The organism is Phormidium tenue FACHB-1052, assembly GCF_014696675.1.
GTDB classification, from domain to species: domain Bacteria; phylum Cyanobacteriota; class Cyanobacteriia; order Phormidesmidales; family Phormidesmidaceae; genus Nodosilinea; species Nodosilinea tenuis_A.
The window spans coordinates 148651-161635 of sequence record NZ_JACJQN010000009.1 but is presented as its reverse complement, the minus strand read 5'-3'; the positions used below and the strand labels follow the sequence as shown (position 1 = coordinate 161635).

Sequence of the window (12985 nt, the reverse complement as noted above, 5' to 3'; positions counted from 1 at the left end):
ACAGTTTTTGACGGTCAACGGTAGAACGAGGGTTTTAGGCATTTGCCGGAGTAATCTAGCCGACGAGAAATTGATGCAGTGTTGGGTCTAACACCCTGCCTTATAGCCCGAGGTCTGCGGGGGGGCAGGTTGCCCTCGGTCACTGGCAGACAGGAGTAACGGCAGGGTAATGGTGAAGGTTGACCCCTGGTTTTCGGTGCTGACTACCGTAAGTTTGCCCTGGTGCGCCTGAATGATTTGCTGGGCGATCGCCAGCCCTAGCCCAAAGCCGCCAGTCTCGCGCGATCGCGCCTTGTCAACCCGGTAAAAGCGGTCAAACACGCGGGGCAAATCAGCCGCCGGAATGCCGATGCCGCTGTCTTGCACCGTAATCATAATCCGGTCGAGGCGATGGCTGAGAGAAAGCGCAACCTCTCCCCCGGTAGCCGTGTAGCGGCAGGCATTGCTGAGCAGGTTGGCGATCGCCTGCCGGAGCAAGTTGGCGTCTCCATTGACCCAGAGGGGAGCCTGGGGCAGCTCTAGCCGCCACCAAAGCCCCTTAGCCTTAGCCTGGGTCTGATACTCGCGGGCGATTTCTTTCACCAAGAGGGTGAGGTTGCACCGCTGGGTGCCCGACCAGCGATCGGCGGTCACCAGCACCAGCAGACTGTTAATCAACTGCCCCATTGACTGGGCCAACCCGGCAATATGCTGGAGCCGCGCCACCTGCTCCTGGGGCGAAGCCGTCATCAGCCCCAGCTCGGCCTGCCTGAGAATAGTGGCCATTGGCGTCCTCAGCTCGTGGCTGGCATCGGCACTAAATTGTTCTAATCGCTGGTATGACAATTGAATGGGCCGCATCACCTGGCCCGCGAACCACCAGCTCAGCAGCCCAATCAGGCCCACCCCCACCGGCAGCCCCAGGCTCAAAACCAGCCGAACTTGGTTGAGGGCAGTTTCTACTGGCACCAGGGTAGTGGCCAGTTCTAGGTGGCCCAGGGTTTGCCCCGCCGACTCAATGGGCACTGTCATCTGGCGCAGGCGTTGGCCCTCGTAGATTAGCGTTTTGTAGCCGGGCTGAATGTTGCGCTGATCGCCCGACAGCGGCCCGAAAAACATCAGCAGGTGGTTGTTGGTGTCGTACCAGCGGGCGTAGACCAGATCTGAGGTAATGCTCAGGGTGCTGCCCCCCAGCAGCGGCACCGTTTTGATCTGAAACTGCACGGGGTAGGTTGGGTTGGGCGACGAGTCAGCGCCGCCGCTGCTAATCATCAGCTCCGCTTCGCGGTAGAGCTGCTGGTCGAGTTTGTTTAGCTCCCGCTCGACTTCGATTACGTAGAGCAGTCCGCCAAACACCACAAAGACGCTGCCCATGGTCAGCATGAGCCACTGGGTAAGATGTTTGCGGCTGCGGGTAAACATGGAGATATGGGGAGACGAGGGGATGGGAGGTGAGTCGAGGGGATGAGACGGACTTAGGCACAGAGTTTGCCCATGGTGAAACGATCGCCCCTGCCGTCGATAGGTGCGATCCAGGTGTCGGTGCCCCAGGGGCTAAGGGCGTGTTCTAGCTAGCTGTGGGTTAGCACCTGACTGGGATAACGCAGCAGCTATTCTAAAGGCTGCAACCCTCGCTTTGCTAGCTTAACCTGCTGTTTACCATTAGTGAGTTTACCCAAGGCAAGTAGGGAGTGGATGGGTAGCTGAGTGGATGTTATGCCGGTGACGTTAAGCTTTAGAATCATTCCCACCCCTATCACTGACTCACCTACATTGCCCACTTCCCCACCTTTCCCATCGCCTATGCCTGCTCTCAAACGTCTTCTTACCCGATCTGGCCTAGAGTTCTGGCTACCCCTAGGGCTGTTGGGGGCCGCATTTTGGCTGGCTGGCTACGGCTGGACTCATCACTACCTGGGGGTGGCAAACCGGGCGATCGCACCTCTGGCCTTGGCGACCAGTGGAGCGGCGCAGGACGAAGGCATTCTCAGCATTCGCGCTGTCATCGACAACGAGGGTCAGGATGCGGCGGCTGGGGGCGATCGCCGGGCGACTCGGGTGGAGGTGATTGTGGTGAAGCCGGTGCCGCGCACCCTCGACTTTTACCTACCGCTGCGATCGCCATCGGCCATTGAGGCAGAAATGGCGCAGCGGCTGAATGTTTCTCCAGACACCATTCGTCGCCTGATTCGCTACGAAACCGTGCGCCCATAAACTGCTTTGTTTCACCATGGCCTTAGAGCTTAGGCTCCGCCACCGTCAGACCGCCCGGCTGGGGCGGGTCAAGCGGTGGAATCGGGCCACAAAGATTATTCCAGCGGTGGCTACTCCAATGGACTGACCAATCCATAGCCCCACCCCGCCGAGGCCCAGCCAAAAACCGAGAATGTAGCCCGTAGTCAGCCCCACCCCCCAGAAGGCCAGCCCACTGAGCACCATGGGCATGCGGGTATCTTGCAGCCCGTAGAGTGCCCCCGAGGCCACCCGCTGAACACCGTCGGTGACCTGGGCCAGGGCCGCCACAAAAAGCATCGGCAGGGCCAGGGCGAATACCGGGCCATTGGCTGGGTCGCGCAGATCTAGATATAGGCCAATGATGGACTGGCGGAACAGCAGCAGCCCTAGGGTGGCCAGCAGCATAAAGGCGGCGGCGATCGCCATGGCCACATACCCCGCCCGTCGCGCCGCGTTCATATCTTGCTGGCCAAAAGCCAGCCCCACCCTGGCTGTCGCCGCGTAGGACATGCCCAGCGGCACCATAAAAATTACGTAAATAGTCTGGTACACGGTCTGGTGAGCAGCCAGCATCTCAGGGCCAAGTATCCCCATTAAAAACGTAACTACGGCAAACAGGCTAAATTCTAGGGCGATGGTGACGGCGATCTCGCCCCCCATGCCCAGTAGCCGACCGACTAGCCGGGGCTGCACTCGGTGCCACCCGCGCCAAAAGCGGTATTCCTTTAAGCTGGGGTGCTTGAGGGTATAGAGCAGAAATAGCCCAAACATCAGCCAGTAGCTCAGCCCGCTAGACAGCCCCAGCCCCCCCAGCCCCAGAGCCGGAAAGCCCCATTTGCCAAACCCCAGGGCATAGTTGCCCACAATGTTAAAAGCCGTACCCACCAGCACAATCACAATCACCACTCGGGCCTCGGCCAGGGCCGCCGCGTAGCCCCGCAGCATGGCAAAGGCCAGGGCCGGAAACGCGCCCCACAAAATCGTCTGAAAATAAGGGGCGGTGAGGGTGGCGATCGCCTCGGGCTGCCCTAGCCCCAGCAGCACCCGATCGAGCTGGCTGAGCACCACCATCATCGGCAGACTCAGCCCTAGCGAAAGCCAGAACCCCTGGCGGGAGATCGCCTCAATCTGGTCTTTTTGCCCGGCTCCAAAGGCCTGGGCCACCAGTGGCCCCACCGTCATCACAAACCCGCCAATCACCGCCAGCAATAGCTGAAAGCTAATCGCAGCCAACCCACCCGCCGCCAGGGTGTTAGCCCCCAATCGCCCCATCATTAAGGTGTCCACAAAGCCTACGGCAGCCTGGGCCACCTGAGCCCCCGCCAATGGCCCCGCCAGGGCGAGAAAGGCTCGTACTTCTGACCCGGCCTTGACTTGGGCGATAGATCTATCCTGTGTACGCATCGAAAGATCGAGCCCAGTTGAGTTGAATGCTGTATACCGTAGTTGAGATTGTCTAGGGCTGGGCAATCAAATCTGTCAAAAACTGAGTTTGGGGTTCAGCGCAACCCGGATTCGCCGCCCCCCTCGGTAGGCTGATCGATTTGATTGTTCAAAATCCCTTACAGCATCGCCAGCCGTGCCTTGAGAATGGTCGCCTGGGCCTCGGCCTCGGCCAGAGAATTGCGGGCTCCCTGCACCACATCGGCGGGGGCTTTATCCACAAAGCCGGCGTTGCTCAGCCGCCCTGAAAGCGATTTGATCTCAGCCTCCACCTTGGCTAGGTCTTTTTCTACCTTGGCCCTTAGGGCTTCAATATCCACTACGCCGGTTAGGGGAATGAGCACCTGCACGGTACCCGTAACTCCAGCGAACAACTTTTGCGAGGGTTCGGTAGAGTCTTTTGCGGCACTGCTAGGGCTGGTCGCAGCGGTGGGTGAGGGCACCGATCGCAGTTGAGTGGTCGCTCGCGGAGTCGCTGTGTCGGGGCCAAAAATGCTGCGTCGCCACTGTTGGTAGGACTGGGTGAGGCGATCGCGATCGCCCACCGTCAGCAAATTCTGCCGCACAAAATTAAACACAACCCAGAACCCTACTAGCTCCATCAGGGTGCCAAAGATGGGAGTGCTGTCAACCGCTGACACCACAGCCCCGCCAAACTTGAGCAAGACCACCCCCGCAAAAATCCACAGCAGGGTAAAGGCCGGGCGACGAATATCGGCAAAGAACGACCCGGCATAGTACAGCGGCTCTTCAAACAGAGGCAGCATGGTGTGCCAAAAGTCTTGCACCTCAGCCACCACTCGGTTATCGCTCAGCTTCGTTGGGGGAGTCAGCGATGTAGCGCTAGTCTCCCCGCTGTGGGCTGTGGAAACCGGCTGCTTGCCGCCTAGAATCACCAGGGTGTCGATCTTGCCCAGGTCTTTGATGTAGTCGGCAGTGGCCTGGAGAATGTGGCGCTCGTCAGCGCTCTCGCTTTCGAGAATGGTCTCGATGCGCAGGCTGGGTTTAATACCGGCCTCGGCTCGCAGGTTGCGCACGGTGCGCACAGTGTTAAACACCAGGGCAAACTGCTGCTCTAGGGCATCGTCAATGAGGTCAGGCTGCGCCGTGGGGTAGGGCTGCACCGCCAAAAACTGGTCGTCGCCCACCTGGCTGAGGGTGTGCCACAGCTCCTCGGTAATGTGAGGCATAAACGGATGCAGCAGCTTGAGAATGCCGTCGAGCACAAAGGCCAGGGTTTGCTGACCCGCTGTGAATTTAGAAGACCCCTCGCCTTGGAGGCGAGGCTTGACCAATTCGATATACCAGTCGCAAAAGTCGCCCCAAACAAACTCGTAGAGCTCCTTAGCGGCTTCGCCCATGCCGTACTGGTCGAGGTTGTCGCGCACGCTCTGCACAACGCGGTTAAAGCGAGACAAAATCCAGCGATCGGCTAGCTCCAGATTGGCCAAGTCGGGCGCGCCTAGGCTGGCGGGAGACTGCCCACCCAAATTCATCATCACAAAGCGGGAGGCATTCCACAGCTTGTTGGTAAAGTTGCGGCTAGCCTCCACCGAGACAGATTCGTCGGTATTGCGATCGTACTCCAGGCGAATGTCTTGGCCCGCCCCTGTGACTTCGCGAATCAGGGTGTAGCGCAGGGCGTCGGTGCCGTACTTGTTGATCAACAGTAGGGGGTCGATGCCGTTGTTCGACGACTTCGACATCTTTTTGTTGTTTTCATCGCGCACCAGGCCGTGGATGTAGACGGTCTCAAAGGGCATGGTGTCGGTGAAATGCCCCGCCATCAGAGTCATGCGGGCCACCCAAAAGAAAATGATGTCGAAGCCGGTGACCAGGGTGGTGGTGGGGTAGTAGGTCTGGAAGTCCTGGGCCGATTCATCTGGCCAGCCCATGGTGGAGAAGGGCCACAGACCGGAGGAAAACCAGGTGTCGAGCACGTCGGGGTCGCGGGTCAGGGTCACCCATTCGCCAAACCGCTCGGTGGCCTTAGCTTTGGCCTCTTCCTCCGTAGCGGCCACCACGAAGGGGGTGTTGTCGGTGATTTCGCCGCCGGTTTCGCTTACGGCATACCAGGCGGGGATTTGGTGGCCCCACCAGAGCTGGCGAGAGATGCACCAGTCGCGCAGGTTCACCAGCCAGTCGCGGTAGACCTTCGTCCAGCGATCGGGCACAAACTTGGGCTCTTGGCGGTTGTCCAAATAATCCAGCGCTTTGTCGGCCATGGGGCGAATGTTGACGAACCACTGGGTGGAGAGCAGGGGCTCGACGGGCACTTTGCCGCGATCGCTATAGGGCACCGTATGGTGATAGTCGTCGATCTTTACCAAAAACCCTTCGACATCCAGCCGCTTCACCACCAGGCGGCGAGCCTCGAAGCGGTCTAGCCCGTGGAACGGCCCCGCCTGCTCATTCATGGTGCCGTCTTTGTTCATGACGGTGATCAGGGGCAGGTTGTGGCGCTGGCCCATGGCAAAGTCGTTGGGGTCGTGGGCGGGGGTGACTTTGACGCAGCCGGTGCCAAACTCCGCATCGACATAGTCATCGGCGATCACGGGAATTTCGCGATTCACAATCGGCAGCGTCAGGGTTTTGCCCACCATGTCGCGGTAGCGATCGTCGTTGGGGTTCACCGCTACTGCCGTGTCGCCTAGCATGGTTTCGGGGCGAGTGGTGGCGACTTCTAGATAGCCCGAGCCGTCGGTGAAGGGGTAACGGAAGTGCCACAGATGGCCGTCCACCTCGCGCTGCTCCACCTCCAGGTCAGACACCGCCGACTGGCTGGCGGGGCACCAGTTGACCATGTAGTTGCCCCGATAGATCAGCCCCTCATCGTAGAGTCGGGTGAAAGCGGTCAGCACCGCAGTGTTAAGCCCTTCATCCATGGTGAAGCGCTCCCGCGACCAGTCCACCGAGACGCCCAGCTTGCGTAGCTGGTTGACGATGGTGCCGCCGGATTCGGCTTTCCATTCCCAGGCGCGCTCCAGGTAGCGATCGCGCCCCACATCCTCCTTCTTCAGTCCCTCAGCCTGGAACTGCCGGTCTAAAATCGTGCTCACGGCAATGCTGGCGTGGTCGGTGCCGGGCAGCCACAGGGTGTTGCGCCCGGCCATGCGCTGGTAGCGCACCAGGGTGTCGATCAGCGCATTCTCAAAGGCATGGCCCATGTGCAGGCTGCCGGTCACGTTCGGCGGCGGAATCACCACACAGTAGGGCTCGCCGGGGTGGTCGGGGTCGGCTTTAAAGACCTGGTTCTCTTCCCACTGGGCCTGCCACTTGGTTTCGGTCTGCGTGGGGTCGTACTGGGCGGAGAGAGCGGGAACGGTGGCCGTCATCACAAAACCTGGAGCGCGGGGACTATTGCATTAAAGACAGTGTACCTAGGGATTCTGCCATTTTGATGGGGAACCTGGGGAGTTGCCGGGTATCAGGGGCTGACGGGTTTAAGGTGTCAGGTCTAGGGTCTAAGGCTGGTCTGAGGTCTAAGGCTGGTCTGAGGTCTAAGGTGCAGCCCTGAACCCTGAACCTCAAACCCTAAACCCTATCCGCTGCCGCCTTAGATTTCATCAACAAACTTAAGAACCTTTTGGTAAAGCTGGTGGCTGATGCGAAAACCAGCTAGCTCTACCAGGGCATCCATCACCCGCCGCACGCTGGGAATCAGCGCCCGCTGCTTGGCGACGATAACAATGCCGACGATGCCAATGGCTGACAGCTCTAGCGCTTGGGCGACCTGCCGTCCTCTGCGCTCGTTGATCAACAACTCGTCGGCGTGGAGCTGGAGGGCTAGGGCCAGGGTTTGGGTTTCGCCCAGGTCGAACTGCTTGCCCTGTTGCTGAACCTGGGCGATCGCGCCCTCTGTCGGCACCTGCACCTTGACCCAACTGACAGACAGTACCGCCTGAATGCGAGCATTTTTGGCCGTCGCCAACTCCTGCGCCACCACCTCTGAAATCACCACGGTGCCGTAGAGTGCCTCCAGCAGCCAGAGGTAGTCAACCAGGGCCAAGCTGCCCAACGATGAAGCATCGCTCACAATGGTCATAGCCAACCCCGGCGGCGCAGGTTTTTAATGTCGTCAGCAAACTCTTCGGCTTCGTAGTGGGCACAAACACCGCGACTGCCGATGATTTTTTGAAACTCCATCAGGTGAATGCCTGCAATCTGGCTGGCAACGCCCAAGGTAACCTGCTCATGCTCAAACAGGGAAATGGCCATTTCCCGCAGCCAGTCGGCCCTAGAGAAGGTTGGGCACTGGGCGACTTCGTCAGGAATATCCAGGTTGATGCGCATGGAGGGTGGTTACCCTAAGGATGGTCTTTGAAAGTCTGTGGGAGGGGTGCGATCGCCGGTCAATAAACCTGCACCTCCAACCATGGTGCGTTATTCTGGCAGCCCCGCCGCAAATAGCTGAGCGGCAGTCAGGGTGAGATCGGCAAACTGAGCCGACTCTATCCGCTGCTCCCCCGCAAACGTGCCCACCGGGACAAACCCCTGCCCCTGCTGCGCCAGCACCAGCACTGTACGGTCTTGGGGGTTGATAATCCAGTACTCAGGAATGCCTAAGTCTTCGTACTGGGCACGTTTGGCCACGTAGTCGCGCTCCCACTGCAACTCCCCAGGGCTGACTACCTCGACCACCAGCGCTGGGGGTGGCATCGTCAGGCGAATGGTGTTGCGCTTCGCCAATAGCTGAATGTGTTCTGGCTGAATCACCGTCAGGTCAGGGTAGCGATTCTTCGGTTCGCCCCTGACCTCAAGCTCCAAGCCATGCCCCCGTACCCGATCTATTCCTAATAGCAGTGCAAAGATTAGCAGCAGGCGATTGGCAATCTGCACGTTTTGCCCAGACTCTGGCGGCACCTCGATTAGTTCTCCATTAAATAGCTCGTAAAAGTGTTCCGTGCCGTCGTCGTAGGCCAGATACTCTTCAAAGCTATAGAACCTGGGCCGCGTCTGCACCATAAAACCAAAAAAGGCTTAGCGTTCTCAAGATAACTTCAGTCTAAAACCAATCCCGATCTAGAGCCCCCTTTACTCCATCACCCCTCAACTCCCCTACCCTCCCCAGCTCCCCTTAAATAAGGCTCCAGAAGCCATGGGGTAGAATCAAGGCCAGCCTGTGACAGACTATCATTAAGAAAGTTGATGTAAGTAGGTTGGCAGAAGCAATGCCCCCTCGGTGCTAACCTTCATTGAGCACGCAGTCCGACAGATAAGGAGACGCCAGAGCGCATGGGAAAAGTAGTTGGCATCGACCTGGGTACGACCAACTCCGTGGTCTCTGTAATGGAGGGCGGCAAGCCGGTAGTGATTGCCAACGCCGAAGGGATGCGGACTACGCCCTCGGTAGTGGCGTTTAGCAAAGAGGGCGAGCGGCTAGTGGGGCAGATGGCCCGCAGGCAGGCGGTGCTCAATCCCCAAAACACTTTCTACAGCGTCAAGCGCTATATGGGGCGTCGCTACGCGGAACTTGACCCATCCTCTAAGCGGGTGCCCTACACCATTCGCCGCGACGATTTGGGCAACGTTAAGATCCGCTGCCCCCGCCTCGAAAAAGACTTTGCCCCGGAAGAAATTTCGGCGATCGTGCTGCGCAAGCTGGCGGATGAGGCCAGCCGCTACCTGGGCCAGCCGGTGACCGGGGCGGTGATCACCGTGCCCGCCTATTTTAACGATGCCCAGCGCCAGGCCACCCGCAATGCCGGGCGCATTGCTGGGCTGGAAGTCAAGCGCATTTTGAACGAGCCGACGGCGGCGGCGTTGGCCTACGGCCTCGACCAGGTGCAGAACGAGACCATCCTGGTGTTTGACCTGGGGGGTGGCACCTTTGACGTGTCGATTCTCGATGTGGGCGATGGGGTGTTTGAGGTGCGATCAACCTCGGGCGATACCCAGCTGGGGGGCACCAACTTCGACACCAAAATCGTTGACTGGCTGGCCGATGAGTTTCTTGAAAAAGAAGGCATTGACCTACGGAAAGATCGCCAGGCCCTACAGCGACTAACTGAGGCGGCTGAGAAAGCCAAGATTGAGCTTTCTGGCGTGGCCAGCACCGAGATTAGCCTGCCGTTTATCACCGCTAGCCCTGAAGGCCCTAAGCATATTGAGACGCGTCTGAGCCGATCGCAGTTCGAAGGTCTCTGTGGCGACCTGGTCAGCGCTCTGCGCGCTCCTCTCAAGCAAGCGCTCAGCGATGCGGGCCTGACCCCCAACGACATTGACGAAGTGGTGCTGGTGGGCGGAGGCAGCCGCATGCCCATGGTGCAGGACTTGGTGCGCGGGTTGATTGGCCTCGAACCCAGCCAAAACGTGAACCCTGACGAAGCCGTTGCCGTGGGCGCTGCCGTGCAGGCGGGCATCATCACCCAAGAAGTGCAAGACATCATGCTGCTGGATGTCACGTCGCTCTCCCTGGGGCTGGAGACCATCGGCGGCGTGATGAAAAAGGTGATTCCTCGCAACACCACGATTCCGGTGCGGCGATCGGATATTTTCTCGACCTCTGAAAACAACCAGACCTCGGTGGAGGTGCATGTGCTCCAGGGCGAGCGCGAGATGGGGGCCGACAACAAATCCCTGGGCCGCTTCAAGCTGATGGGCATTCCTCCCGCGCCGCGCGGTGTGCCCCAGGTGCTGGTGTCCTTTGACATTGACGCCAACGGCATCTTGCAGGTGTCGGCGATGGATAAGACCACCGGACGCGAGCAGAGTCTGACCGTGCAGGGCGCGTCTAACCTCGAAGAAGGCGAAGTGCAGCGGATGATCCGTGAGGCGGAGGAGTTTGCCGAAACCGATCGCCTCCAGCGTGAGCGGGTCGAGAAGCGCAACCGGGCTGAAGCCCTGACCTTCCAAGCCGAGCGACTGCTGCGGGAGGTGGCCCTTGACTTTGGCATGCAGTTTGCCCGCGATCGCCGTCGCCGCATTGAAGGGTTAGTGCAAGAACTGCGCGACTACCTAGAGCAAAGCGATGAGCGCGGTATCGACATGGCTCAGGCCGAGCTGCAAGACGAACTCTACGACCTCAACCGCGAGGCCTACCTCTACGAAGCTGAGGATGCCCCCGAAGGCGGCATCCTCGGCCAGATCGGCAACACCTTGAAGAAGACCTTCTCCTTCGACGACGACTTGGATGCGCGGCCCAACTACGGCTACCAAGGCTCTACCTCCTGGGGCAACTGGGACGAGGACTGGGACTACGACAATCGCGGCGGAGCGGGTGGACAGCGCTACGGTAGCCCAGCCTACGACAACCGTGCCTACGGTACGACCGGCTACAACGGTCAGGGTTACAACAACCCAAGCTACGGCAGCCAAGGCTACGGCGATCAAGGCTACGGGAGTCAGGGGTACAGCGATCGCGGAGCCTCCCCCTCAGGGAATCGCCCCAGCGGCGGCTCTAGCTACGGCAACTCTGGCTACGACAGCCAGGGCTACGGCAACGGCTACGACCGCTCCCAAGAACCCAGCCGTCCTCAGCCGCCCGCCTCAGACTATGGCCGCCAAGACTACGGGCAACCTGGCTACGATCGCCAGGATTACGATCGCCAAGACTACAGACCGTCAGGCGATACCCAACCCGCTGCCGACGACTATCGTGGCTACGATCAGTCCGGCTATGGTCGCCAAGACTATGGGCAAGACTATGGTCGATTCCCTGCGGAGGACGCCCCCAGAACGCAAAACCCTGAACCTGCTCGCCCCAGCTATGGCGATGCTGACTACGGTCAATCGGGCTACGATGATCCCCGCTACGACCAACCTAGCGCCCCTGAGTCAGGCTATGGTAATGCCGGACGCGATGCTGGAGCAGAGCGCTCTGGGAACCGTGGCTACGATAATCAGGGCTATGACCCTTACGCTCGCAACGCGTCTCCACCAGAAACTCGACCCAGTACTGCCCCTGCTGTCCCTCGCCAAGACAATAGCTGGGAGGATGACCTTTGGGGGCAGCCCGCATCGAATCGCCCTGCTGAAAACCCAGCGCCAGAGAATCGCTCACGGCCTGCCTCCCCGGAACGCGGGCCTGACGCTGCCAGACCAGTGCCCCCGCGCCAAGACAATCGCCGCCCTGCCCCCCGCTATGACGGCGACAACTGGAGCGATCGCGACGAGTGGCTCTAAACCACCCTTCACCTCACCCTGCCAAGTAGGGGGATGAATCGGCAAACAAGACCATCCACCCCCTAACCCCCTAACCCGCCCACCCATCCACCCTGCATGGAGAACTTTCGGAACTACTACGACATTCTGGGGGTTTCCAGAGAAGCAACCTTTAGCGACATCAAGCAGGCCTACCGCAAGCTGGCCCGGCAGTACCACCCCGACCTCAACCCTGGCGACCAGGCGGCAGAGGATCAATTTAAGCTGCTCAGCGAAGCCTACACCGTGCTCTCCGACGACGAAAAGCGCGCTCAGTACGAGAAATTTAGCGAGTACTGGCAGCAGGAGGGCTTTAAGAAAGGTCAGGGCAAATCGGTCGTTAGCGATCTTTTCAGCGGGCGGATTTCCTTAGAAGACTTTGGCTTTGGCGAATTTCCTGACTTCAACGTCTTTGTCGACCAGCTGCTCAACCGTCGCCCGCCCCGCCGTAGTGCTAGCGACGACGATGGCTACCCTGCCAACACCGCTACCTACAGCCCGTCCACCAGCGCTGGCCGCCGCGATGCCGAGGCCGACCTCACCGTGCCCCTCGAAAAAGCCTTTCGGGGTGGGCGAGAGCGCATTCGTTTAGAGGATGGGCGATCGCTAGAGGTCAACATGCCCGCTGGCATGGTTACCGGGCAGCGCATTCGCCTGCGAGGCCAGGGGGTAGGCGGTGGCAACCTGTACCTGCGCATTCAGGTTGATCCGCACCCGTTCTACACCCTTCGGGGCAACGATGTGTACTGCCGGCTGCCCATCACCCCCAGTGAGGCTGCCCTGGGCAGCGCCATCGATATCCCCACGCTGGATGGCCCCGTGCGCACCAGTCTGCCCCAGGGGGCGCAGACTGGGCAAGTCCTGCAGCTGCCGGGGCGGGGCTACCCCGTTGGCAAAGAAGGCCGAGGCGACCAAATTGTGGAGCTAGAGGTGGTGGTGCCGACGGGGCTAAGCGATCGCGAAAAAGCCCTCTACGAAGAACTCCGCCAAACCGAACGCTTCCGCCCCCGCGCTGACCTTTTCACCTAGCCAATTGTTGCAAAAGCGTTACGAAAACGCTCTGCATTCTCACCAGAAGAACACTGAGTAATCCCTAAAAATTCCCCATAGAATGGACGTTTTAGCTTGTTTGTCGCCCCAGTCAACCCATCTGAAGCGCCTTTGACATTGGCAACTAAATGAGAAT

General features: G+C 59.7%; 8 protein-coding genes and 1 pseudogene. 3 read left to right on the top strand and 6 right to left on the bottom strand.

The features are described 5' to 3' along the window. Positions 1 to 87: 87 nt before the first annotated feature. Entirely contained in the window at positions 88 to 1401 is a 1314-nt protein-coding gene (locus H6G07_RS13895) for a sensor histidine kinase (protein WP_073608755.1), read from the bottom strand. 381 nt (positions 1402 to 1782) lie between these two features. On the opposite strand from H6G07_RS13895, the gene H6G07_RS13890 reads away from it, so the two are divergent. Next, complete coding sequence (locus H6G07_RS13890) at positions 1783 to 2193, top strand: hypothetical protein (RefSeq protein WP_073608753.1); 411 nt, start codon at positions 1783 to 1785, stop codon at positions 2191 to 2193. 45 nt (positions 2194 to 2238) lie between these two features. Here H6G07_RS13890 and H6G07_RS13885 read toward each other — a convergent pair whose 3' ends face one another. From H6G07_RS13885 to H6G07_RS13865, 5 genes are all read right to left on the bottom strand, one after another. Further along, entirely contained in the window at positions 2239 to 3618 is a 1380-nt protein-coding gene (locus H6G07_RS13885; protein WP_073608752.1) for an MATE family efflux transporter, read from the bottom strand. A 158-nt stretch (positions 3619 to 3776) separates the two neighbouring features. Continuing rightward, the gene (locus H6G07_RS13880) at positions 3777 to 6992 is read right to left on the bottom strand and encodes a valine--tRNA ligase (RefSeq protein WP_073608751.1); all 3216 of its coding nucleotides are present in this window, start codon (positions 6990 to 6992) and stop codon (positions 3777 to 3779) included. A gap of 221 nt (positions 6993 to 7213) precedes the next feature. Continuing rightward, the gene (locus tag H6G07_RS13875; protein ID WP_073608750.1) at positions 7214 to 7702 is read right to left on the bottom strand and encodes a PIN domain-containing protein; all 489 of its coding nucleotides are present in this window, start codon (positions 7700 to 7702) and stop codon (positions 7214 to 7216) included. Then, on the bottom strand, positions 7699 to 7950 hold the full coding sequence (locus H6G07_RS13870; RefSeq protein ID WP_073608749.1) for a UPF0175 family protein: 252 nt from the start codon (positions 7948 to 7950) through the stop codon (positions 7699 to 7701). Before H6G07_RS13870 ends, H6G07_RS13875 begins: the two co-directional genes overlap by 4 nt. Before the next feature lie 90 nt (positions 7951 to 8040). Then, complete coding sequence (locus tag H6G07_RS13865) at positions 8041 to 8622, bottom strand: Uma2 family endonuclease (protein ID WP_073608748.1); 582 nt, start codon at positions 8620 to 8622, stop codon at positions 8041 to 8043. A gap of 270 nt (positions 8623 to 8892) precedes the next feature. On the opposite strand from H6G07_RS13865, the pseudogene dnaK reads away from it, so the two are divergent. Together dnaK and H6G07_RS13855 are read left to right on the top strand one after the other, a co-directional pair. Further along, positions 8893 to 10746, top strand: a pseudogene (dnaK, locus tag H6G07_RS13860) (molecular chaperone DnaK); the annotation flags it as partial. Positions 10747 to 11877: 1131 nt separating this feature from the next. Further along, on the top strand, positions 11878 to 12828 hold the full coding sequence (locus tag H6G07_RS13855) for a DnaJ C-terminal domain-containing protein (RefSeq protein ID WP_073608746.1): 951 nt from the start codon (positions 11878 to 11880) through the stop codon (positions 12826 to 12828). Positions 12829 to 12985 lie beyond the last annotated feature (157 nt).

What these genes read in the sequence shown, in the direction of transcription:
- H6G07_RS13890 (WP_073608753.1), top strand. Translation starts at nt 1,783, where the DNA reads ATGCCTGCTCTCAAACGTCTTCTTACCCGATCTGGCCTAGAGTTCTGG.
- H6G07_RS13880 (WP_073608751.1), bottom strand. Translation starts at nt 6,992, where the DNA reads ATGACGGCCACCGTTCCCGCTCTCTCCGCCCAGTACGACCCCACGCAG.
- H6G07_RS13885 (WP_073608752.1), bottom strand. Translation starts at nt 3,618, where the DNA reads ATGCGTACACAGGATAGATCTATCGCCCAAGTCAAGGCCGGGTCAGAA.
- H6G07_RS13870 (WP_073608749.1), bottom strand. Translation starts at nt 7,950, where the DNA reads ATGCGCATCAACCTGGATATTCCTGACGAAGTCGCCCAGTGCCCAACC.
- H6G07_RS13855 (WP_073608746.1), top strand. Translation starts at nt 11,878, where the DNA reads ATGGAGAACTTTCGGAACTACTACGACATTCTGGGGGTTTCCAGAGAA.
- H6G07_RS13875 (WP_073608750.1), bottom strand. Translation starts at nt 7,702, where the DNA reads ATGACCATTGTGAGCGATGCTTCATCGTTGGGCAGCTTGGCCCTGGTT.
- H6G07_RS13895 (WP_073608755.1), bottom strand. Translation starts at nt 1,401, where the DNA reads ATGTTTACCCGCAGCCGCAAACATCTTACCCAGTGGCTCATGCTGACC.
- H6G07_RS13865 (WP_073608748.1), bottom strand. Translation starts at nt 8,622, where the DNA reads ATGGTGCAGACGCGGCCCAGGTTCTATAGCTTTGAAGAGTATCTGGCC.